Annotated in this window: 15 protein-coding genes and 2 pseudogenes; 10 read left to right on the top strand and 7 right to left on the bottom strand. The window is 42.8% G+C overall.

From position 1 onward, the window contains the following. Window positions 1–82: 82 nt before the first annotated feature. The 5 genes from scrK to HF992_RS03645 all read left to right on the top strand — a co-directional run bounded on the left by scrK (window position 83) and on the right by HF992_RS03645 (window position 12150). Window positions 83–949: a fructokinase ScrK gene (gene scrK / locus HF992_RS03665; protein ID WP_168548705.1), complete on the top strand. Its 867-nt coding sequence runs from the start codon at window positions 83–85 to the stop codon at window positions 947–949. Window positions 950–2404: 1455 nt separating this feature from the next. After that, window positions 2405–4294: a CHAP domain-containing protein gene (locus HF992_RS03660; RefSeq protein ID WP_168548704.1), complete on the top strand. Its 1890-nt coding sequence runs from the start codon at window positions 2405–2407 to the stop codon at window positions 4292–4294. A gap of 29 nt (window positions 4295–4323) precedes the next feature. After that, complete coding sequence (locus tag HF992_RS03655) at window positions 4324–9138, top strand: SpaA isopeptide-forming pilin-related protein (protein ID WP_168548703.1); 4815 nt, start codon at window positions 4324–4326, stop codon at window positions 9136–9138. A gap of 201 nt (window positions 9139–9339) precedes the next feature. After that, window positions 9340–11289 (top strand): SpaH/EbpB family LPXTG-anchored major pilin, encoded by a 1950-nt coding sequence (locus HF992_RS03650; RefSeq protein WP_168548702.1) that lies wholly within the window; start codon window positions 9340–9342, stop codon window positions 11287–11289. Window positions 11290–11316: 27 nt separating this feature from the next. Further along, window positions 11317–12150: an MSCRAMM family protein gene (locus HF992_RS03645; protein WP_168548701.1), complete on the top strand. Its 834-nt coding sequence runs from the start codon at window positions 11317–11319 to the stop codon at window positions 12148–12150. A gap of 217 nt (window positions 12151–12367) precedes the next feature. On the opposite strand, the gene HF992_RS12340 is transcribed toward HF992_RS03645, so the two are convergent. From HF992_RS12340 to HF992_RS03615, 7 genes and pseudogenes are all read right to left on the bottom strand, one after another. Beyond that, window positions 12368–12496, bottom strand: coding sequence for a transposase domain-containing protein (locus HF992_RS12340; protein WP_168548700.1), 129 nt, complete (start codon window positions 12494–12496; stop codon window positions 12368–12370). 2 nt (window positions 12497–12498) lie between these two features. Next, window positions 12499–13045, bottom strand: a pseudogene (locus HF992_RS11935) (transposase); the annotation flags it as partial. Next, window positions 12978–13283 (bottom strand): IS66 family insertion sequence element accessory protein TnpB, encoded by a 306-nt coding sequence (gene tnpB, locus HF992_RS11930; RefSeq protein WP_425505587.1) that lies wholly within the window; start codon window positions 13281–13283, stop codon window positions 12978–12980. The pseudogene HF992_RS11935 and the gene tnpB, both read right to left, overlap by 68 nt. Next, window positions 13264–13447 (bottom strand): annotated as a pseudogene (locus tag HF992_RS11925) (hypothetical protein). The gene tnpB and the pseudogene HF992_RS11925 overlap by 20 nt, the downstream one beginning before the upstream one ends. A 168-nt stretch (window positions 13448–13615) precedes the next feature. Next, on the bottom strand, window positions 13616–14491 hold the full coding sequence (locus tag HF992_RS03625) for a class C sortase (RefSeq protein ID WP_210729397.1): 876 nt from the start codon (window positions 14489–14491) through the stop codon (window positions 13616–13618). Further along, entirely contained in the window at window positions 14488–15324 is an 837-nt protein-coding gene (locus HF992_RS03620) for a class C sortase (protein WP_168548699.1), read from the bottom strand. The genes HF992_RS03625 and HF992_RS03620 overlap by 4 nt, the downstream gene beginning before the upstream one ends. Then, window positions 15308–16147: a class C sortase gene (locus HF992_RS03615; RefSeq protein WP_168548698.1), complete on the bottom strand. Its 840-nt coding sequence runs from the start codon at window positions 16145–16147 to the stop codon at window positions 15308–15310. The genes HF992_RS03620 and HF992_RS03615 overlap by 17 nt, the downstream gene beginning before the upstream one ends. Before the next feature lie 577 nt (window positions 16148–16724). Here HF992_RS03615 and secA point away from each other — a divergent pair. From secA to alr, 5 genes are all read left to right on the top strand, one after another. Then, on the top strand, window positions 16725–19250 hold the full coding sequence (gene secA, locus HF992_RS03610; protein WP_168548697.1) for a preprotein translocase subunit SecA: 2526 nt from the start codon (window positions 16725–16727) through the stop codon (window positions 19248–19250). 27 nt (window positions 19251–19277) lie between these two features. Further along, window positions 19278–20324 carry a 3-deoxy-7-phosphoheptulonate synthase gene (locus HF992_RS03605; protein ID WP_168548696.1) on the top strand — a complete coding sequence of 349 codons (1047 nt, stop codon included), beginning with the start codon at window positions 19278–19280 and terminating at the stop codon, window positions 20322–20324. Continuing rightward, the gene (locus HF992_RS03600; RefSeq protein ID WP_168548695.1) at window positions 20311–21339 is read left to right on the top strand and encodes a 3-deoxy-7-phosphoheptulonate synthase; all 1029 of its coding nucleotides are present in this window, start codon (window positions 20311–20313) and stop codon (window positions 21337–21339) included. The genes HF992_RS03605 and HF992_RS03600 overlap by 14 nt, the downstream gene beginning before the upstream one ends. 617 nt (window positions 21340–21956) lie before the next feature. Beyond that, window positions 21957–22316 (top strand): holo-ACP synthase, encoded by a 360-nt coding sequence (gene acpS, locus HF992_RS03595; RefSeq protein WP_168548694.1) that lies wholly within the window; start codon window positions 21957–21959, stop codon window positions 22314–22316. Further along, entirely contained in the window at window positions 22309–23412 is a 1104-nt protein-coding gene (gene alr / locus HF992_RS03590) for an alanine racemase (RefSeq protein ID WP_168548693.1), read from the top strand. The genes acpS and alr overlap by 8 nt, the downstream gene beginning before the upstream one ends. Window position 23413: the final 1 nt, after the last annotated feature.

Raw genomic sequence — 23413 nt, 5'->3', positions numbered from 1 at the left:
AGGGGCTCCGGCTCCTTTTACTGATTCATGGAATGGTTTTGTGATATAATAAAGTGTAGAAAATGAAAATGAGGAAGAAAATATGACACGTTTATTTGGTAGTCTGGAGGCTGGTGGGACAAAATTTGTCTGTGCAGTTGGCAATGAAGCTTTTGAAATAGTTGAAAAAACACAGTTTCCAACCACAACACCAGAGGAAACCATTGCCAAGACCATCGCTTTTTTTGCGCAATTTGAAGGCCTTGAAGCACTGGCTATCGGTTCTTTTGGTCCAATTGACATTGAGCCTGAATCAGAAACGTATGGCTATGTGACGACCACACCAAAACCTTACTGGGCTAATGTTGATTTGGTAGGCCCGATTCAGAAAGCGTTAGGTATTCCTGTTTATTTTACGACGGATGTGAATTCATCAGCCTATGGGGAAGTAATTGCTAGGCAAACTGTGAATAGCTTGGTTTATTACACGATTGGGACCGGGATTGGTGCGGGTGCTTACCAAGATGGCCATTTCATCGGAGGCATTGGCCATACTGAAATGGGGCACACCTATGTGGCGCGTCACCCACAAGAAGAGGATTTTGAAGGAGTATGTCCTTTCCACAAAGGGTGTCTTGAAGGCATGGCGGCAGGCCCATCTCTAGAAGCGCGGACAGGGGTTCGAGGAGAGCATATCGGCTTGGATTCCGATGTCTGGGATAAGCAAGCTTACTACATTGCGCAGGCGGCTATTCAGGCGACCATGATGTTTAGGCCGGAAGTAATCGTCTTTGGTGGAGGTGTCATGGCTCAAGATCATATGCTTAAACGAGTCCACACCTACTTCGAAGAACTTTTAAACGGTTACTTGCCAGTACCTGCCGTTGAAGACTATATTGTAAGACCTGCGGTGGCTGATAATGGCTCAGCTACCCTCGGAAACTTTGCTTTGGCCAAGAAGTTGGTCTAATCCTTATTCTATGATACCTTCAGCTGAACTTTTGAAGTTTGGCTGATTTTCTTCTGTTAGGCACCTTGATTTATATGGCAATACAAACTTAGATGGTATCGTTTGGGTTATTTGTTTTTATTTCATATGTGCTCCAAATAAAGCCATAAGGCACGGAATTAGGTTTGGAAAACGTTCTATCTTTATTAGGAGGATCAGGGGGCTAAAAAAACGTGGTCGCTCTGGGGAGCATTGGGAAACCATTCCAAAACCAGAGTCAATTTTTTGCATGAAAAAAGGCTACCTAATTCTTGGCAATTTGAGGGTAACGATGCTTTTAAATTAACTGGTTTACAGAAAGTTCAAGTTGCTATTTTTAGAGTGCTATAATGCAAGAGAAGCGAGGGCCAATGGGAAGAAAGAAGCATTAGAAGACCAGTGTTTCGCAGAGATTTGTGTGAAAAGGCAGGTGTCTTTCTTGGTTTTGGGCAGAATTTGGCCTTTAGAAAAGAAGAGGGATAATGGGAGGTGAGATGCACAAAAGTATGGTGGTTATGCTGGCGGAATGATTCTCGAAAGTCATCATCTCTCTGACAGGGAAGGGCGTAAAACTAGTGAAACGAGAAAGCCATTTGAGCTAATAAGACATAATTAGTCTACTTGCGACGCTGAGCTATCTTAGGAAATGGGGGACAATAAGCCCTTAAATGCTTATTGAGGTGACACGGGCTATAGAGAAAGAAGAAGTGATATTTCGTAACAATATCTATTAGCAATAGCGGAGAAAAGAGCTAGGATTCCTAGAAAGTCTTTGACTGAATAAATACCCTATCAAGTTTTTCTGGGTTACAGTAGGGGGCTAACTTAGTTGATACAGTTTTGGAAAACAGGCGTGTCTAATCTCTTTTCTTGCAATCTTATCTAATTTTTGAGGTATTTTATCTGTGTTTTGTGTATTTTCAAAGAGGTAGAAGTTAATGATTCGGGGTGGCAAACTAAAAAAGCGAGCAAAGCTCAGCGAGGAAAACGGTTTACAAAAACTTTTGTTGCTTTAAGTTTCTGTGCGATGAGATTATTTAAAACAATCATAAAAAAAATACAAAATACCAGTTGATTTTTGCTATAAAAAAGAGTATCCTTAAGTGTAGGAGACTTTAAAGTTAAATGATGGTTGTGAGTAAAATAATCATCAGTGAGAGCGTTAAGTAAAAATAAGTTATTCATACTAGTTTTGTATATTTATCAAATCAAAAATTAAATAAAACAGTATCACACTGCGCAAGAGTGGTTTTGCCAGAGTGCGCTTTTTTAAGCAACAATTGGTCGTCAGTCTTAGAGCGTAGTGCTAGTGAGGTGTCGGCCTATATAAGACTCTAATCACTAGGTTCTTGATGGAGTGTTATAGGATTAAGGTCGCCTACTTATTTTTATCATTAACAGCCAAAGTAGTCTATAAAATCGAAAGGTCTTATTAAAATGAATAAGAAGAAAGCTGGAGTTGTCGGGCTCCTTGTCAGTTCTGTGATTCTCGGTGCGTTCCATGCAAATATAAATGCAAATGCTGAGAACACGCAAGTTGTTGTTTCCGAAAATGAGTCGGCAGATGCAACAGCAGTTGTAAAACAAGTCGCTCTTTTCTTTGATGGCAATCGAAATGGTGTTCAGGAAATTGGAGAACCAGCGGCAATTGAGTTGCCCTTTTTACTTTTTGACGCTAACAACCAGCTGATTGTACAAGGGAAAACAGACGAGTCTGGGCGCATTCTTGTCAATGATTTGCCTTCAGGAGCGTATCAGATTCATTTGTCCCGTCCAGCAGGTTATATTCCACTTGAAGGAGTCTTTCCTTGGAAAACGTTAGAAAACGGTCAGATCGCTATTGATTTCGTTATAAAAGATGAGCAAGCGAGTGTTCCGATTGCGTTTGCACCAGCGTCAGGTAGCGTTGTGGCTACCTATGTGGATCGTAAAGGGAATCAGTTGTCCCCAGATGAGGTGCTGCTTGCTACTCAACCGATAGATACAGCCTATAACGTCTCGGCGCAACGCCGCTTAGAAATTAAGGCAAACGATAAAGTGTATCGTCTCGTTGGTTTAGCCAATAAGACACCAGATGGTCAACTGGAGCGTACAAGCGAAGGTCATGTTGTCACCAGCACGGATTTTACTTTGGAAGATGGGATTGTTAGCGGAGAAACTCGACTAACCTATGTTTATGACGAGGACTTGGTAGAAAAAGCTAAGGACAAGTTGGGTGAAAATAAAGATGGCTCTAGCCAATCAGACAAAAAAGATAGCGACAAAAAGTCTGACAAAGACAAATCTAAGGATAAATCGGAGGAGGACAAGGATAAAGCAGAAACGCCACGTGCAGCAACGATTTCTGATGGAACGCGCTTGTTAGTTGCACAGAATCCTTATGTTGAGCACTGGTCTCGTGACACGGCCTACGAACACGATATGTTTAAACAACGCTATGGGATTACTGCTGAGCAATTAGACGGTTTTATCGCCCTACTAAGTAGTGAGACGGAATCAACTCGTGTCACAGGAGAGAAACTTCTTAATTGGCAACAAATAAGCGGAATTGATGCACGAGTGTTGATGGCCTATGCTATGCAAGATAGTTCTCTTGGTTTTGTTGAGAGCGGTAGTTCAGAGCAACCTAAATTGTGGAAACACGGTTCAGATAAGCCAGACGCAACAGATGAAGAACATGTCGTAGCTTTGGCAGCTTTCTTACGCCAAGAGAAAAACCAAAGTGTAAAAAAACAAGACGAGAAATATAAAGCTAATCAAGAAAATACTCTTGACAGTAAAAAATCTGGTCAGCTCTACTTTGACGATGAGAGTGCCAAAGTTCGTGTTGCCTTTATGGAGGATATCGACCGTTGGATTGATGAGCATGGCGGGACACCAAGTGCCCCAGAAATACCTGCTTCAGCAACGGTAGCAGGTACCAGTTACACGACTATTCCAGAAAAATACACACTGAGCAAGAAAATTGACACAAGAAATTACCTGACGCAATCTTATCCATGGGGACAGTGCACATGGTATGTTTATAACCGAGCTGCGGAGCTAGGAATTGAGTTTGATCCCTACATGGGAGATGGCGGCCAATGGCAGTCTAAACCTGGGTACGAGATAACCAATCAACCAGCGGTTGGCCATGCGATATCATTTTCACCGGGTCAGGCGGGTGCCTCATTGACTCATGGTCACGTTGCCATCGTTGAAGCAATCGGGGAAGATGGCTCGATTCTTATCTCTGAATCAAATGCTGAAGGGCTAGGTGTGATTTCTTACCGGATGTTTTCTGCGGAAGAAGCCAGTCAACTAACTTATGTTATTGGTAAACGGTGATGAGAGAGGAATTAAGAGAAAGAAGAACCATGAAAAGACGATATAGAAACAAGCAACACAGTAAGCGTCGGAACTGGTTGTGGGGATTGTTGGCGATAGTCACTCTCGTAGTTGGGTTTAACTATCAATCCATCAATAGCGCTTTTGCAGAAACACTCAGTGGCGGTTTTAGCCTGAGAGCGGCAAATTCGACGACTTTACGAATTAAGGTTGTAGATACAGCAAACACAACAAAACCAGTTTCTGGAGCTAAATTTTTGGTGAAATCCAGTAACGGTGGCCAATGGGAAGTTTCCAGTAGCCGAGATGGCTATGCGTATGTCGCAGGGCTGACAGCAGGTGATTATAGTATTACTCAAATCTCGGCACCGGATGGCTATCTGGGGATCCCAAATCCTGTTAAGGTAAATATCCCAGCTCCAGGTTTATTTAAATATCCCGAGTATGCTGATGTGACCGTGAGCAACACGCCGTATAATCCTGAGACGGTCGGCACAATGACCATTAAGGTTGTCGAAGATAAAAATGAATCTGTTGTCATTCCTTACACCACTGTTCGAGTGACGGATGATCTGGGTCAGATTTATGTCGGTACAACGGATAAGTCAGGGCAGTTCACACTAAAAGGGCTGTCCAAGGATAGAACCTATACACTAACACTAGTTGAGGTTCCCTATCAGTATGATCATAAAGGGGTACAACTTAGTCCAGCTAGATTAGACCCTATATCGCTTACTCAAACACAGACGATACACTTACCGAAAACTCAAACAACTAGTGTTATCATCAATACCTTTGAAAAGGGTGATGACACCATCAAAATTCCGAATGCTAAGTATCGCTTAGTCTTTGAAGATGGCACTTGGCAAGATATTACGACTGATGAGAAAGGAACGTATAAATTAGACCTACCTGTTTCACGGACGTATATCTTGACCCAACACACATCCGATAGCACACACAATATTCAGCAAGAAAGCGTGACATTTTTTGTTAAGCAAGCTATGGATGTTCGTGTGCCGAATGAATTAAAAGACCCTAAAACAGCAAAGGTTACAGTTACTATTGATAAAGAGTGGGTGGATAAGCCAAGTGGTGACCAGAAGGCAACTTTCCGCGTGTATAAGAATGGTCAAGAGTATAAAGCAGCTGGAACAAAACAACTGTCGTCACAAAAGGGGGCCAAGCAAAAAATTAGCTTTGAAGGATTGCCGAAGTATGATGAAAACCACGAAGGCATCAACTGGACAATCAAAGAAGATGCGATAACGGACTGGTATGCAACCTACGAAGAGATTTCGGCTAATAACTGGAGTGTTAAAAACTATGAAGGCGCTCTCGGTGGACAATGTTATGCCGGTGGTAAAACTTTCATGTATGTGTCGGCTACAAATAGTGCCTACATGCTGAAAAATGGTACTGAGGTTACACGAACAGTTAACTTCCCAAACAAATTAGACGGTAGTGCTGGAACTTTTGGTCATGCCATCTCCTATAGCCGAACCTCTGGCTATCTTTATGGGATAGCAGATAACGGTGAAGTTGCGGTTATGAATCCTTCGGCAGGTTCAAATGGTAGTCTGATTAAGCAGATTAGATTAGGTGGCATCGTTGAATCGGTTAAGCGTGATTCCCAAGTTTACAATGGGAGAAGCTTTTATACTCATCCTAACTTCCGCAAGGTTAACTCAGGAGAGATGTCAACGGACGGGAAGTATCTCTTTGTCAAGGTGTTAGCGGACCCTAATATTTACATGTACCGTGTATCTGACATTGAAAACCCTTCGGTTGTTACGGGCGGAACTGTACGGCCAGTTAAGATTATTCCGTCGCTTCACCAAGCTGATCCATCAAAATGGTCAGTAGCTGGAAATTGGATTCCAGTATCTGATGGAGACTTTGTACTCTATGAAAATGGAGATATTCTTTATCCAGGACATGAGACCAAATTTAATGGAACCGCTTTGGATTCTCCTGTACGTGATCCGTTAAACTATAACTTCTACATGTTGCGTTATACTGGTCCCAAGAAATCAGACGGCACGCCAGACTATGAGAATGGATCTTGGTCAGCACCAGCTAAGGCGGGTAGTTTAAGGGCGCCTGCTGCAGTCAATATTAGCCGCGATGGGAATAACTTTGAATATTCTATAGATGGGATCACTCGTGTTTTTGCGGGCGGGCAATATCGGATTTTCCTAACGTCAGAGGTTTGGAATGGTTCACAACGAACGTTACAAGTTTCGGCTTTGACATTTAATGGTCAGACTGCTGTGCCTAGTCCAGATTATCCTGATCGTGTTTTTGAAGCTTCTAACTTTGCAGCTGGCGAGCTGAACAAATCAACCTATATCAATAAATTCCCAATCAATACTTTAGATGATTTGACCAGTGCGGCATCGGAGGTCTGTGACCCTGAGGTGACTGTACGAGGTCGCAAACACTGGATTGGGGATCAACCAAGCGACCGTCCGCAATCAGTGGTGGTTGAACTCTGGGAAGATGGTGTACCAACCTCAAAAACAGCCACTGTTACAAGTGACAATAACTGGAGTTACAGCTTTACAGGTCTACCAAAAGAAAAGGTCGCAACAAATGGCCAACGCACGAGAATTAAGTACACGGTCCGCGAAAAAGATGTGCCAGCAGGATATGCAGCATCTTACGACGATGGCAAGAGCTATGATGTGACCAACACCCGCGTGAAAGGGCACTTTAGCTTCAAAAAAGTCGAGCTAGGGTCTAGAAAAGCTCTAGAAGGTGCAGAGTTTACCCTCTGGTCAGCAGATCAGAAAACGCTTATTGGTAAGGCAGTCAGTGGCAAAGATGGTACGGTGACCTTTAAAGATTTGGTTGCTGGCACCTATATTCTCAATGAGGTTAAAGCGCCAAATGACTACACACCAACCAAAGACAGCTACACTGTTGTTGGTACAGTAAATCGTGACAGTGGTCAAGTAACCTTCGCGATTCAAGATGTTGCTAATAACGAAATTACCAACAATAAGCCAACCTACAAGTTGAAAATTATCAAAGTTGATGCTCTGACAGGTGAGAAAATCACCCTCACATCGCGCTTTGCGATTACAGATAAGAGTGGGAGAACTATTTCAGGTCAGGTTGTTAACCTTTCAAACGGTGAATTCACATTTACTGACCCATCGGTAACCCGTCCTGGTACCTACTACTTGAAGGAGGAAAAAGCTCCAACAGGGTATACTGGCTTGAGTGGCTTAATTGCCTTTACTATCCGCGCAGATGGTTCGGTTGTCCTGCCAGATGGTGACAATAGCATGGTTTCTACTTATGGCTTAGATGTTCTTGGCGGTGATACGATTGAGTTGCGCGTGAAAAACATTAGCAGTGAATTGATTGTCAAGAAAATTGACGATAGCGGTCAAAACGTTTTAGTACCAGTTGAGTTTAAACTCTCTAAGAATGGTAAAGTTGTTGAAACGAAGACCACAGACGCTACAACTGCACAAGCAAGCTTTAAGCTAGAAGCGAACTCAACCTACACCCTTGAAGAGACCAAGGCGGCCGATGGTTACCTCAAGTCAACCAATGTTTACACCGTCAAGGTCAGCGCAACAGGTGAGGTTCAAGTTACCCTTGATGGTAAAACAGTGCCACATACTCCACTAGTTGTGACTAACGTGAAGAAACATGAGTTTGGCATTGACAAAATTAGCATTGATAAAGCTACTCTGGCGGGTGCCCGTCTGAAACTTAAAGCCAAAGACGATACTGCGTCACAACCAGAGATTAAAGATGGCACAACCTACTCAGCGTCATCTGATACCAAAGATAAGTCAGTGACATGGACCAGTTCAGCTTCTGGACCAGCGCGCTTTATGCTGACACCAGGTGTTTACACTGTTTCAGAAGAAAAGGCGCCTGAAAACTATTTGCCATTTACAGCTTTTGATGTTCAAGTTAAGAAAGACGGTAGCCTAGTTATTCTGGATGGCAATAGTCGTGAGCAAGAAACGAATGGCTTTGCAACGGTTGAGAAGAGTAATCAAGTCATCTTGCGTTTGATTAACCATGCACCAAAACTGCGGATCAAAAAAGTTGATTTTTACAGTCCAGAAAAAATGCTCGCAGGTGCAACCTTTAAACTGTACCAGTCTGATAACAACACTCCAGTTGGAAACGAATTAACAACATCTGATAGTGGCGTAATTGAGTTTCCAGCTGTTGCACCAGGAACTTACTACTTGGAAGAAAGTAAGGCTCCAGTAGGTTATCAAGCTAACAGCACCCGTTACAAGGTGATTGTAGCGGCTGATTATACGGTATCCGTTGAGAACAAAAATGACTTGATTGAAGCAGGTCAATCTCAGGCGGAAGGTGTTCACACCATTATGCCGCTGACGGTTAAGAATAAACCTAATATTTACAAGTTGAAGCTTCTCAAACGTGACTACAACGATCAAGATAAAGGATTGGAAGCACGTTTTGGCCTCTATGATGAAACCGGTCAGAAAGCAATTCAGCAAGCACTGGTGACCTCAGGCGACGACAACAGTGTAACAGTGTCAAATCTAGCACCTGGTACCTATGTCCTCAAAGAAGAACAAGGTCCAGCAGGTTATCAGAAATTACCAGCTGACCTCAAGTTTACGATCACAGAAGACGGCGATCTGAAAGTTCTTTCAGGAAATGAATCGTACTACGTAATCAATCCAGCCGATAGCAATTTGGTCATTCGCTTGACCATTAAGAACTTGAAGAACGGTGAGTTTCCAAAGACTGGTGGTCTCGGAACAGCCCTCTTCTACGGCCTTGGTGCGACGCTGATGTTGCTTGCTGTTCTCTACCGACGCATGAAAAGAGCCTAAGGCTGTATCGGTGAGAGGGGTGATGTGATCAACAGTTAAACATGTTACAGAATTGCTTCAAACTAGCGCCTCCCATCTTTTCTCCTGCCAATGCCTGGGGGACTGGATAGACAGGAGAAAAGATGGGAGTTAGCGCATTGAAGAAACGGGGAGATCCCCCACATTTATCAACGTAAAGAAAAATAAGGAGAATAGAATCTCATGAAAAAAATCATGAACCTGCTGGCAGCAGCCCTGCTCGTCCTAACGAGCCTGTTTTCAGCAGTAGGGACAGTTGTTAAGGCATCGGTATATGAGCCTGAAGGTGCCACAAGAGTTGTTGTCCATAAAATCTTGATGAACCAAGAGGACTTGGCAAATTTTCAATATAAGGAAGATCCTAAGCAATATTCCGGTGGCAAGATTGAAGATTTGCAGAAATATTTTGGAAATAACTCTGCTAAAGAAATTGAAGGTGTATTTTTCGATGTTTATATGAAAGTCAATACTGCCGATAGCAATACAAAGACTGGAGCGGAGTTGGCAGCTGAAACTGGAACAGCAGTCGGAAACGGTGGTTTTGAAGCTGATAGTCGCTATCTTGCCGAACCATTCAAAAGTGCAATGACTGAGAAAGACGGAGCGAATTTTGTTCTGCCTATAGGAACGTATGTCTTTGTTGAAAATAAGGCGGAATCACCATACTATAACCAAAACGGTTCTGAGTTAACAGGCGCAAAAGCAGTGCCATTTACCCTAACGTTGCCACAGACTAAATACGATGGCACAGGCAACTATTCTGTTACAGATCCCCTTCATGTTTATCCGAAGAATACTGAGGATAAGCCAACAGTTGATAAGACATTTAATGATGGGACAATTGAGACCAAGCCATATGCTATTGGGACAGAAATCCCTTATAAGGTGACAACTAACATTCCTAAAGACGCTGATTATAAAACAATGGCGTGGGATGATGTCATGGTTGAAGGTCTGGACTTTAAGACAGGGTCGTTGAAGATTATGCTAGGTGATGTAGCACTTTCCAAAGATGAAGACTATACTCTAGCAGAGTCACTTCGAGGTTTTGTCTTAAGCATGACAGAGACAGGATTGGCAAAAGTTAAAGAAGCGGCAAAAGCAAATATTGCTACGATTACCTTAACTTATAGTGGTGTGCTGAACGCCTCTGCTAAAGTGGATACAGAAATCCCTAACACGGTTGATTTCCACTATGGTAACCGTCCAGGCATCGATTCTTTACCTAAGCTACCCCCAACTGTTGAGCCAAAGTCTGGTGAACTTGTGATTACAAAGACGTGGGGCGTTGGTGCAAATAAAGTCTCAGTTATGTTTGATGTTTATGAAGAGCTAACTGGTACAAAAGTAGCGACTGTAACCCTGCAAGCTGGAGAACAAAGTGTCACTGTTAGTGGTTTAGAAGACGGTAAAAAGTATGTTGTTCGTGAACAGAAAACTCAAAAAACATTGCCAGACTATAAGCCTAATGGAGCAGGACAACTGACAGTTAACAACGAAGAAAACTACAACCCAGAACCTATTAGACCAAAAGAACCTAAAGTTATCACTTATGGTCGCCGTTTTGTCAAAGTTAATGACCAAAATGATATTCTTGCAGGTGCAGAGTTTGTGGTGAAAAACTCGCAGGAACAATTTTTAGCAGCGAAACCAAATGACCAAAGAGTTGCAGAAAAAGCAGCATATGAAGCCGCAGAAGCAGCCTATCAAAAAGCGGTGAAAGCTAATCAATCGAAAGACCAAATTGAGACTCTTCAAAAAGCACGCGACTTGGCTTATGGCATTATGAACAATCAATGGGATTGGATTGATGACCAAAAACAAGCATATACATTTACAGCTGGAGAGGCGGGACGTTTCGAAGTCAAAGGTTTGGGAGCAGGTAAGTACTTCCTCCAAGAAACAAAAGCACCTGAAGGCTATGCGCTACTGACTGCAGATGTAGAATTTGAAGTGGGACCAAATACTTGGAACGATGCTACAGGAATCGATGGGCATACTAAGGTTACCAACAAGAAAATTACCATTCCGCAAACCGGTGGTATCGGTACCGTGCTCTTTACTATCGGTGGTCTTGGATTGATGGTATTTGCTTTCGTAGCAATGAAAAAACGCGAAGCTGACCGAGCATAACCTAAACAGAAAGGAGAAGAGACAGACATGAAAAAAATGATAAGTGTCTTAACACTTGTTTTGGGCATTTTCCTCTTCCTCCGTCCAGTTGCCGCCGAAACGGCTAACTTACCGATCACCATTCAGTTGGACAAACAAACTCAGGCTGGGCAAGTTCACTTACTCGTTTGGAAGGTTGATTCGACAAATTCAGCTGATACCCTTTATCAGCTTAGCAACGAAGAGTTGAGCCAACGTTATGGCAAGCCTTTTGTCACACCGACCAATGATGAGAAAGCGCAGATTGTCTTGACGGATTTGCCTGATGGGCATTACTATGTGAGACAGGCGGAAACAAATGCAGGCAAGCACTTAGTTCCCTTCTTCATAGATGTTCCTAAGCATGCCGGTCAAACGATTAACGCTAAACATCAAGTAGAGCCACAAAGTAAATTAGGTGGTTATCGCTTCAGAAAAGTTTCCAGTCAAGGCGGTCGCCTTGCTGGAGCACTTTTTCAAGTCTTTCAAGTTAACGACAGTGGCCAAGAAGAAGCTATTCAGCGCTCAGGTCAAGACTATGTGGTCATGTCTGATGCTGAAGGGAACGTTGAGGTAAGTAATCTCCCCTTTGGTCGCTACCTGTTAAGAGAAATCAAAGCTCCGACGGGTTATCAACAACTCAAAGAGGCTATCCCTTTTGAAATAACAGACTATTCTAATCAAGAGTCCCCGAAAACGATTGTGAATAGACCTAAAAAACAACCTAAAATTGTCGTTCCCTATACAGGGAATGCAGTGGTAATTGGTGTGATTGTCGCAGGCTTTACAACGTTTTTAGTTGGTTATTATCTGGTAAGTTCTCGTGAAAAGGACGAGGCCTAATCACCAAAATGTTTGAAAATAGGGCTCTTTGTCAACTGTAGTGGGTTGACCAATTTAACACCGAGAGAGGACAAGTTTAGTCTTCTCTCGTTTTATGTTTAGCGCAATGAAAATACAAGGTAGTAACCGCCCAATAACAGAGTATATTGAAAAAGTTCCAGAGTTAATATTAGCTCCGGAACTTTTTCTATTTGCAATTTTTCTGCATGTTTTTTGCCTATGGCAAATCCCCCTCTAGCACCTCCTTTTTTGCGAGTGTCTTCTCATTTGGAAGATGTTCTAGAAGATGGGTGATGTATTTTTCAGTATTCAAGTCGTGTCTCTTGGCCGTCTCAAGTAAACTCATACTTCCTGCTTGCCTGATAAAAACGTCCAATAGTAGGTCTTCTGCCTGTCGCTTTCTAAGACCTGATAAGAGGTTTCATCCGCATGAAGAATAGGCTGCGCCAATAATTTCTCACGTAAAAGGTCATAAAGAGGCTCAAAATAGTATTGACTTGATTTGATATGCCAGTTGGCAATCTCTTTACATGTAATGGAATGGGCAAGCCCGTTTTATTCCAATCCTCTTCCTGACGATAATTCGGAACCTTCAGATTAAATTTCTGATGAATTGTATGAGGATGATAGAAGCTGACCCAATGCTATGAGCTAACGGTGCTTTGGGTACAAGTGCCTTAATGATTTTATCAACGTGGCCCTCCTCACTGCAACTTTGACATTTATAGGCATGTTGGATATGGTCAACACGTTTTAATTGGGCAGGGATAAAGACCAATTCCTGCCTTTGAATACAGCTTCCAATCTCTTTAAGCTCACCCTGACAATCAGGACAACTGCCACCTTCTAATTTGTGGTGCACCTCTTCTGGGCTGAACTGATTGAGAATAGCTTGGCCAGGTGAGTGTCCCATTTTCAACCCGCTTATAGAGCAACCAAAATCCTTGACCACCCCAATAAAGAGCCTTAAAACGGTCTTTGCATCCGCCACAAAAGAGAAAGACTTGACCTGAAAATGGATCTAAGGCGAATTGGCTTTTGATGAGATAGGCCAGTGAATCAATTCCTTGACGCATATCCGTTTTCCCACAGACAAGATAAACATGCCCTAAATCACTGAGTTGGATTGTCATAGAGCAGTACCTTATCTAATATGGTCTCTAACGTCTCTTCGTTAATAGCGTGAAAGAAAGTGAGTTCCACTTTTCCGAGACGTACTTTCAGTAGAATAGTGTTTCTGTTTTTTCTTTCAAAGTGACGAGGCTTAGGGGGGTAAGGGAACGATAGGTGTTGGCATAATGAAAAACCTCCATTTCTGTTTTCTATTAACAGTTTAAGGGAGGTTGGATTATTTTTATAGATACTTCGTTATTGGGCGGTTACGATTTACCCACTACAGTCTTATAGAGCCATCTAAGAAGCACCTCTGATCATTCCGAAAGTGCCAATCACTCTCCTAGTTTCTCTACCCGTTCACATTGTCTGATGAATTCTGCAACGGCAAGGATTTGGGATTCTCCATTTTTAAGCGTCGTTTACATGCTATAACTAAGTAAATCAGTAATGCTAATAATAGAATCCAAATAAGGGCTAGCCAATATTCTTTGGTTACAACTGTTATCACCTCATGTGATAGAGATACCGTTGCAGGTGCAGGCAAAGTTAGTTTAACTGTTGGAACGCGCTCAGCATTTACCAATAGCCGATAATCAAAAGGAGGGTAGAGCGGTTCACAAGTCAACAAGGTCACCATATCTTTGTTTTCTATTGCTTTTAGCTGCTCCCAATCCTCAGCTGGAATGATAACTGATTCTGTCACACGATATTCTAGGGTTTGATTCGCTAAATCAATGTAGATACGATCATCTGTCTTCAATTCATTAATCCGCATAAACATAATGTCATCATACCAGCTTCGATGTCCAGCAATCACAGACCGATTACCGATGCCACCTGTCGGAAGAGCTGTCCCCGTGACAATCGTTGCTCCTAACGCAAGATGTTGCTCAGTAGCACCTATCCTAAGTGGTTGAGTTAATCCAATACTAGGAACTCTCACATAGCCGAATATCCCGTCCTCATCCAAAGACGTTAACACAGGGAGTTCACCTTTACCGGTTTCTGAAAAAGGGTCATTCGTTGCATAATCTTGCTGGTGAACGGCATCATTATAGGCGCTAGAAACATCTTCTTTCGCGCTACTCCAATCCTTGGAAACTGTTAATTGTTTGTGATAAGCAACGGTATTGTGAATTGGACTATAAGCTAAGATGCTTACCATCACAAAAATCATTGCAACACCCACAATCATTAGAATATACCCGTAGACTTGTTTTTTCATGACCTTTTCTTTCTTTTTTGATGATACAAGATGACTGCTAAGATGGCTAAAAAGATCAGGAAGAACAATAAGAACTCAACTAGACGTTGTCCCCAGAAAATTGCTGGCTTTTCAAAACGTGTTTCGCTCGCATCATACGGAATCCGATGCCCACGAACCAAGAGCCTATGTGAATTAACCATATAAGGTGTACATGTCAATAATGTGGCGTAGTCTTGGTCTTTTTCAACTTGGACCTTTGAAAAATCAGAAGGATTAACAACCACAATCTGATCTACCTCATAAGCCAAGGTATCGAAAATCGTCCTGATATAAAAAACCTGTCCTTCTTTTACTTTGTCCAAATCAGTAAACAGATTTGCTTCTGGCAATCCACGGTGGGCGGTGATAACCGTATGTGTGCTTGCCCCACCAATCGGGAGGGAAGTCCCTTCTAAATGTCCCGTTCCTTTTTGCAATACACGCTCAGTTGTTCCTGCATAAATGGGGAGTTTTGTACCAATGGTTGGAATATCAACATAGCCTAACTGTTCATTAATTTCCAACATCCGTGCATATTCTGCAATGCCTTTCTTTTCCTTATCCGTAAAGTAGGGGTCAACCATTTTAGCAGGATCAAGTGTTCCATTGTAAGCTTGAGCCAGTTCAAAGCGTTCCCTAAGTTCAATATCATCTAAAGTATTCACCGCTGTTTCAAAGCGTGAAATCTCCTGATTAGCACGATGACTATAATAAACATGGGATATCAAGGGATAGAGCAGACAAAGAAATCCGAATAAAAAGATTACATGATAGATGACGGATGAGTTTTTTTTCTTATTTGTCCTGCGCATGCTTTCTCCTTTTCCACAAGAGCCATAACAAGAAAAGACCAAATAATATCGCTAATAAAATAATAAGGTATGGCACATAATCTCTAAATTGTTTTGAGTGATACTGATGCGCCTTCTCCTCATAAGGAATACGGTGTCCGCGAACCAAAAGCCTGTGGGTGTTCAGTACAGGTGGCGTACAAGTCAATAAAGTAACATAGTCCTGCCCCTCCACAACCATTAAGTTAGAAAAATCTGTCGGCTCAACTACCTTAATTTGATCAACTTCATATGCCAATGTTTCAAAGATGTTGTGGACATAGAAAACATCACCTTCTTTGACTTTTTTTAAATCTGTGAACAACTTAGCAGTTGGAAGACCAGCATGCGAAGTTAAAACCGCATGTGTGTTAATGCCGCCAATAGGTAATGAAGTCCCCTCCAAATGACCAGAACCTCTGGAAATACTCTCTTCTTGTGTTCCTGCATACACAGGAATATCAATTCCAATCGGAGGCACTTCTACATGTCCAATTTGTTCACGAACTTCCAGCATACGCGCATATTCTGCCTTTCCTTGGCTACGCTTGTCTTCAGAATAAGGATCAGTGGTGACAACGTTGTGCAAGGTCTCGTTAAAAGCTTGAGCTAGTTCAAAGCGTCTTTTTAGTTCTTCATCATCTAATTTGTCTTTTTCAGATGAGAATTTTTGTACGGTATCAATCGCTTGGAAGGTATAATAAATTCTTGATAATTGGGGGTATAACAGCACACCAAACCCAATAATAAATATCAGCAGAAAGGGAAGATTTCTCCTGATAAAACTTTTCTTTTTTTTTCTCATAGCTATTTTTCCTCTTTTAAGATAACTTTTCACAACCCGTTGATGCAAAATTGGTATAGGTGTTTTCTCAGTTTTTTCAAGCTACTTAATATTCTGTGTAAAAAATCAGTTAGATTAAGATTGAAGACTTTTTGCTTTCGTCAATACCACAGCTTTCTTGCTAGCTAACATGGGATCACATCCGAATTACCTTATTGCATGTAGAGCTTTTCATTGTCTACTATTTTAACACAAAACAAATAGTTTTGGAAGCAACAGTGTAAATGCTCCACCGCAATGAAAGATAGTCTACTTCGTGAATAAAGTAGACTATCTGACGTAAAAACTTTCTGGGGAATCAGCTCTCAAAAGGTTAATCTCAAGGTGTCGCGTTATTGATAGGAAGTGGCTTGGCTCCTCTTATTTGGAGAAAGAGGTTAAAAGGATGATTGAGTTAAAAAGCTATCTTTTTAAAATTGATGTCAGGGCACAAAGGAGGAAGAGAAAGTTTTCATGCGTACGATTTGCCAATGGAAATCTGTTGAAAATTGAGGTGATTTGTGGTATGATAGGGTGATTACCTTCGAAAGGAAAAATGATGGCAACTAATTTACTCAGAACCCTGATTGAGAACGACAAAGGGGAATTGAAAAAGCTTGAAAAAATGGCTCAGAAGGTGGAAAGCTACGCGGATGCAATGGCGGCACTTTCTGATGAAGAGCTCCAAGCCAAAACACCAGAATTTAAACAACGTTACCAAAACGGCGAAAGCCTAGATGATCTCTTGTATGAAGCTTTTGCGGTTGTTCGTGAAGCAGCTAAACGGGTCCTGGGACTTTATCCTTACCCTGTGCAAATCATGGGAGGAATTGTCCTCCATCATGGGGATGTGCCAGAGATGCGTACTGGTGAAGGGAAGACCTTGACGGCCACCATGCCGGTTTACCTTAATGCTTTGACTGGTGAGGGAGTCCACGTTGTGACAGTCAACGAATACCTCTCAACGCGTGATGCGACGGAGATGGGAGAGCTTTACTCTTGGTTGGGGCTTTCTGTAGGGATTAACTTGGCCGCCAAGTCACCAGCTGAAAAGCGTGATGCCTACCGTTGTGACATCACTTATTCAACCAACTCTGAAATCGGTTTCGACTACCTTCGTGACAACATGGTTGTTCGTGCTGAGGACATGGTTCAACGCCCATTGAACTATGCGGTGGTTGATGAGGTGGACTCTGTTCTGATTGATGAAGCGAGAACACCTTTGATTGTGTCGGGAGCTAAAACTGGGGAAGCGGGTCAGCTCTATCATCGTGCTGATAGCTATGTCAAATCACTGGATAAGGATGATTATATTATTGATGTTCCTTCTAAAACCATCGGTTTGTCTGACTCTGGGATCGATAAGGCAGAAGCTTTCTTTCATTTAACTAATCTCTATGACATTGAGAACGTTGTCCTGACGCACTTTATTGATAATGCTCTTCGGGCTAATTACATCATGACCTTGGATATTGATTACGTGGTATCTGATCAGCAAGAAATTTTAATTGTGGACCAGTTTACAGGACGTACCATGGAAGGGCGCCGTTATTCTGATGGCCTTCATCAGGCTATTGAAGCCAAAGAAGGGGTTCCGATTCAGGACGAATCGAAAACATCTGCTAGTATCACCTATCAGAACATGTTCCGCATGTACAAAAAATTAGCAGGTATGTCAGGGACCGGTAAGACAGAAGAAGAAGAATTCCGTGAAATTTACAACATGCGGATTATTCCGATTCCAACCAATAAGCCAATCGCTCGTATTGACCACGAAGATTTACTTTACCCAAGTTTAGAATCCAAGTTTAATGCTGTTGTTGAAGATGTTAAGGCGCGCTACGAAAAAGGCCAGCCGGTTCTGCTGGGGACAGTTGCAGTAGAGACGTCTGAGTTGATTTCACGTAAATTAGTGGCAAAGGGCATTCCGCATGAAGTCTTGAATGCGAAGAACCACGCCAAAGAAGCGCAAATTATCATGAACGCTGGGCAACGTGGGGCTGTTACAATTGCGACCAACATGGCAGGACGTGGTACAGATATCAAGCTCGGTGAGGGAGTTCGTGAATTGGGCGGGCTCTGTGTGATCGGGACAGAACGTCATGAAAGTCGCCGGATTGACAATCAGCTTCGTGGCCGTTCAGGTCGTCAGGGAGATCCAGGTGAATCACAATTTTACCTGTCTCTAGAAGATGAATTAATGCGTCGCTTCGGATCAGAACGTATCAAAGCTGCGATGGAACGCTTTAACTTGACTGAGGAAGAGTCTGTGATTAAATCGAAGATGTTTACTCGTCAGGTCGAAGGTGCTCAAAAACGCGTAGAAGGAAATAACTATGACGCCCGTAAGCAGGTCTTGCAGTATGATGACGTCATGCGCGAACAAAGGGAAATCATTTACCGGGAACGTCACGATGTCATCACTTCAGACCGTGACTTGGCACCAGAAATTCAACAGATGATTCGTCGAACCATTGAACGTCAGGTAGATGCACATGCACATCTGAAAAACCGTGAGGAAGCGATTGAGTCCATTTTGAATTTTGCGCATATGGCTTTGGTGTCAGAGGAAGATTTGAGTTTTGAAGACTTGGAAAATCTCTCCAATGACCAAATCAAGGATCTACTCTACAACAGGGCGATTGACATCTATGACCAACAGGTTGCTAAGCTCCGTGACGAAGAAGCCGTCAAAGAATTCCAAAAGGTCTTGATTTTACGGGTTGTTGATAATAAATGGACAGACCATATTGACGCTTTGGACCAATTGCGCAGTGCGGTTGGTTTGCGTGGCTACGCTCAGAACAATCCAGTCGTAGAATATCAGGCAGAGGCTTTCAAGATGTTTAACGACATGATTGGAGCAATTGAATTTGACGTGACTCGTCTCATGATGAAGGCACAAATCCATGACAATATTGAGCGTGAACGTAAAGTTCAGCAGGTACAAACGACTGCGACTCGAAATATTCCAGCGGAGCAGTCTGATTTACCACGAGAGTTGGATTTATCACAAATTGGACGTAATGATCTATGTCCGTGCCAGTCTGGCAAGAAATTTAAAAATTGTCACGGTCGTGGATAAAGAGTAAGAAAAGTAGAGGATAAGGTATTGACATTTAAACCAATTAGCCAAGCCATTGATATTGAAGAAGTCCGTCATCTTTCTAAATTGACAGGGGACTGTCTTGAACAAAAAGAAAAACGTGATAAAGAGTTAGAAGCAATTATCAAGGGAGAAGATGACAGGCTCTTGCTGGTCATCGGTCCCTGCTCTTCGGATAATGAGGCGGCTGTTTTGGAATATGCCAAACGCTTATCTGCCTTACAAGAAAAGGTCAAGGATCGGATCTTTATGGTCATGCGTGTCTATACCGCTAAGCCTAGAACGAATGGTGATGGCTACAAAGGTATGATGCATCAACCTCATATAGGGGAAGCGCCTAGTCTCATTAATGGCATCAAGGCGGTTCGTAATCTCCATTACCGTGTGATTACAGAGACAGGCCTGACGACCGCTGATGAAATGCTCTATCCCGAAAACCTATCTTTAGTCGAGGATTTAGTATCCTATATTGCTATTGGAGCACGTTCAGTGGAGAACCAGCAGCACCGTTTTGTGGCTTCAGGGATTGATGTGCCGACAGGAATGAAAAACCCAACGTCTGGCAATCTGTCGGTCATGTTTAATGGTGTCTATGCAGCTCAAAACAAACAGTCTTTCCTCTTTAATAGCCAGGAAGTAGAAACCAGTGGGAATCCTTTAGCCCACGTGATTTTGCGTGGCGCTGTGACTGAGGCAGGAAAATACCAGCCTAACTACTACTATGATAACTTGGTGGACACCATCAACCAATATGAGAAGATGGGCTTGCAAAATCCCTTCATCATCATTGATACCAATCATGATAATTCCGGGAAACAGTATTTAGAGCAGATTCGGATTATCCGCCAAACCTTGATTAACAAGGCGTGGAATCCAAAAATCAATCAAGTGGTTCGTGGTTTTATGATTGAATCTTATCTGGAAGATGGCCGACAAGATGAAGCGCGAGTATTTGGCCAATCCATCACAGACCCTTGTTTAGGTTGGGAGAAAACGGATGCTTTGATTCAGGAAATTTACAGAACATTAGGAGAGCAGAATGGGCATTCATAAAAAAGGAAGCGTTGTTGACATTGAAGAAGTCAAGGCACCAACGCGACTAACTGGAGCAGTTCTTGAGAAAAAGCTTGCTAGAGATCAAGAGCTTCAGCGAATTATGACAGGCGAGGATGATCGCCTGCTTTTGATTATCGGCCCTTGCTCTTCAGACAATGAGGCGGCTGTCTTGGATTATGCGCAGCGGCTGGCTCAGTTGCAAGAAGAAGTTAAGGATAAGATTTTTATGGTGATGCGGGTCTATACTGCTAAGCCAAGGACTAATGGTTCAGGTTATAAGGGCTTGGTCCATCAACCAGATACTTCTAAGCTCCCTGATTTGATCAATGGCCTACAGGCGGTTCGAAACCTTCATTACCGAGTGATTACTGAGACAGGTCTGACGACAGCGGATGAAATGCTCTATCCAAGTAATTTAGTCTTAGTGGATGACTTAGTTAGTTACCATGCCGTTGGGGCTCGTTCGGTTGAAGACCAGGAGCACCGCTTTGTGGCTTCTGGGATTGATGTGCCAGTCGGGCTCAAAAATCCAACATCAGGCAACCTTAATATCATGTTTAACGGTATTTTTGCGGCGCAAAATGAACAAAATTTCTTTTTCAATGGTGCTGAAGTGGATACCGATGGCAATCCATTGGCCCATGCCATTTTACGTGGTGCGACTAATGCCTATGGGGAAAATGAACCCAATTATTACTACGACATTTTGCTAAAAGCCATTGCCCAGTATGAACAGATGGGGCTTGCGAATCCCTTTATCCTGATTGACACAAACCATGACAATTCAGGGAAAAATTACCTGGAACAGATTCGGATTGTTCGTCAAACCTTGATTAATCGTGATTGGAATCCAAAAATTAATCAGTATGTCCGTGGTTTTATGATTGAATCTTATCTGGAAGATGGGCGTCAAAATGAGCCGATAGTCTATGGGCAATCCATCACAGATCCTTGTTTGGGTTGGGAAAAGACCCAAGCACTTATCCATGAAATTTATGCGACTTTGAGATAATGGCAAGTAGGAGTGCGGCAATGCTAAAGGTTGTGGTTACTCTTTCTCTAAAGACGGCGGGTCAGCTGGACTTGGTCCAACTGGCTCTTTTCGCTAGTAGAAGGGAAGAGGAGCTAAGCTAGTCTAGCAGAGCCTGCTCTCTTACTTGTTGCGTAACTAGAGTATTCTGCATTAAACATCTGCCATCCGTTATTCTGATAGACTTATCTTACGCTAAGACAACTCATGAGACTTTTCGTGAGCCAGTTGGTTTGAAGGAATGGAGTGCTTATTTTTGTGGTTAACAGGCTCTAAATGTGCCGTGATTGCGAAAAAATGGGGAGTGGAGCAACAAGCAGTAATGTGTTAATCGTTTAGAAATGTCATCTCTTGTCTGAATAACTTAAATAGTCAGATGGTCGGTTTGAGCAAGTAGAGCTTCAAGGTTTTAAGGCGTTCAGTTGATAATGGTAGGTGACGTGTATTACCATTTAGGAGTTCTATACAGCTTATAAGCTTTGAAATACCCAATCGATGCGTCTGAGTTACTTGATGATAGTGACAGGAGAGATTACGATTTTTGCTCCAATCTTGCTAGTCACTAGTCAATAGAAGATTTAAATGAAAGGAAGCGCCTGATGATTAAAGGACACGGGATTGACCTTCAATCTATGGCAAAAATCGCTCAAGCTTATGCTAAAAATGAGCGTTTTGCTACTAAGATTTTGACCCCAAAAGAATTGGAAATTTTTGCGAACTTGTCAGAAAAGCGACAGATAGAGTATTTGGCAGGTCGTTGGTCTGCCAAGGAGGCATTTGCCAAGGCTTGGGGAACGGGCATTGGCCAGATTGCTTTTCTTGATTTAGAGATTTTGAACGATCAAAGTGGCGCCCCTATCTTTACCAAGCATCCTTTTGCAGGCCAAGTTTGGGTCTCTATTAGCCATTCGGAAGGTTTTGTTCAGACGAGTGTCCTATTGGAGGGAAAAGATGATTAGTAGTGAGCATCGTCCAACGAGCATTCAGGTTAATCTAGGAGCGATTCAGCATAATGTGGAGCAGATTACCTCCCGACTACCTAAAAAAACAAAGGTCTGGGCTGTGGTGAAGGCTAACGCTTACGGACATGGAGCAGTTGCAGTTGCTCGTTCTTTAGTCAACCAGGTCTATGGGTTTTGTCTGTCTAATCTGGATGAGGCTTTGGAGTTGCGCCAAGCAGGGATTGACCTGCCACTCTTAGTCTTGGGTGTTGTGCCAAAGGAGCATCTTCTCCTGGCGCACGAGTACAAGATTCAGGTGACCGTAGCGAGTCTGGCTTGGCTAAAAGAGGCTGTAGCCTTAGGGTATGATCTATCAGGCTTAGCCGTGCATGTCAAGCTGGACACGGGTATGGGGCGGATTGGCTTTAGGGAGCCAAGTGAGGTTAATGAGGCTATTGCGCTGATGCAGGAGCAGGGAATGCTTTTTGAGGGTCTCTTTACCCATTTTGCCACGGCTGATGAGGCCGATGATGCCTACCTTGAACAACAGTTATCTCAGTTCCAAAACTTGTTGAAAGACGTGGTAGAGCATCCCGAGATGATTCATACTAGCAATTCTGCAGCGACTCTTTGGCATCAGGAGACAATCTGTTCAGCCGTTCGCTTGGGGAATGCCATCTATGGGCTCAATCCGAGTGGCCGTGTTCTAGACTTGCCTTACAAACTCAAGCCAGCTTTATCTCTAACCACAGAATTGGTTCATGTTAAACAAGTGGAGGCTGGCTGCTCAGTGGGTTATGGGGCGACGTATCAAACCTTAGATGCTGAGTGGATTGGAACTATTCCGATCGGTTATGCAGATGGCCTTACGCGAGATATGCAGGGATTCTCTTTCTTAGTTGACGGGCACCCTTGTGAAATAATCGGCCGAGTGTCCATGGATCAGGTGACGCTCCGCTTGCCGGGACCGTATCCTTTGGGAACCAAGGTGACTTTGATTGGCCAGGAACAGGATTCCGTCATCAGTGTTCAAGACTGGGCGGACTACAGAGGAACCATAAACTATGAAATTGTTTGTCTTCTGAGTGATCGTATACCAAGGCATTATTGTTAAT

This window comes from Streptococcus ovuberis, from assembly GCF_012396585.1.
GTDB classification, from domain to species: domain Bacteria; phylum Bacillota; class Bacilli; order Lactobacillales; family Streptococcaceae; genus Streptococcus; species Streptococcus ovuberis.
Note: the sequence above shows the minus strand (reverse complement) of the source record. Positions and strands in the feature narration are given on the sequence as shown.

What these genes read in the sequence shown, in the direction of transcription:
- scrK (WP_168548705.1), top strand. Translation starts at nt 83, where the DNA reads ATGACACGTTTATTTGGTAGTCTGGAGGCTGGTGGGACAAAATTTGTC.
- HF992_RS03625 (WP_210729397.1), bottom strand. Translation starts at nt 14,491, where the DNA reads ATGAAAAAACAAGTCTACGGGTATATTCTAATGATTGTGGGTGTTGCA.
- HF992_RS03660 (WP_168548704.1), top strand. Translation starts at nt 2,405, where the DNA reads ATGAATAAGAAGAAAGCTGGAGTTGTCGGGCTCCTTGTCAGTTCTGTG.
- HF992_RS03620 (WP_168548699.1), bottom strand. Translation starts at nt 15,324, where the DNA reads ATGCGCAGGACAAATAAGAAAAAAAACTCATCCGTCATCTATCATGTA.
- secA (WP_168548697.1), top strand. Translation starts at nt 16,725, where the DNA reads ATGGCAACTAATTTACTCAGAACCCTGATTGAGAACGACAAAGGGGAA.
- HF992_RS03600 (WP_168548695.1), top strand. Translation starts at nt 20,311, where the DNA reads ATGGGCATTCATAAAAAAGGAAGCGTTGTTGACATTGAAGAAGTCAAG.
- acpS (WP_168548694.1), top strand. Translation starts at nt 21,957, where the DNA reads ATGATTAAAGGACACGGGATTGACCTTCAATCTATGGCAAAAATCGCT.
- HF992_RS03650 (WP_168548702.1), top strand. Translation starts at nt 9,340, where the DNA reads ATGAAAAAAATCATGAACCTGCTGGCAGCAGCCCTGCTCGTCCTAACG.
- tnpB (WP_425505587.1), bottom strand. Translation starts at nt 13,283, where the DNA reads ATGACAATCCAACTCAGTGATTTAGGGCATGTTTATCTTGTCTGTGGG.
- HF992_RS12340 (WP_168548700.1), bottom strand. Translation starts at nt 12,496, where the DNA reads ATGAGTTTACTTGAGACGGCCAAGAGACACGACTTGAATACTGAAAAA.
- HF992_RS03655 (WP_168548703.1), top strand. Translation starts at nt 4,324, where the DNA reads ATGAAAAGACGATATAGAAACAAGCAACACAGTAAGCGTCGGAACTGG.
- HF992_RS03615 (WP_168548698.1), bottom strand. Translation starts at nt 16,147, where the DNA reads ATGAGAAAAAAAAAGAAAAGTTTTATCAGGAGAAATCTTCCCTTTCTG.
- alr (WP_168548693.1), top strand. Translation starts at nt 22,309, where the DNA reads ATGATTAGTAGTGAGCATCGTCCAACGAGCATTCAGGTTAATCTAGGA.
- HF992_RS03645 (WP_168548701.1), top strand. Translation starts at nt 11,317, where the DNA reads ATGAAAAAAATGATAAGTGTCTTAACACTTGTTTTGGGCATTTTCCTC.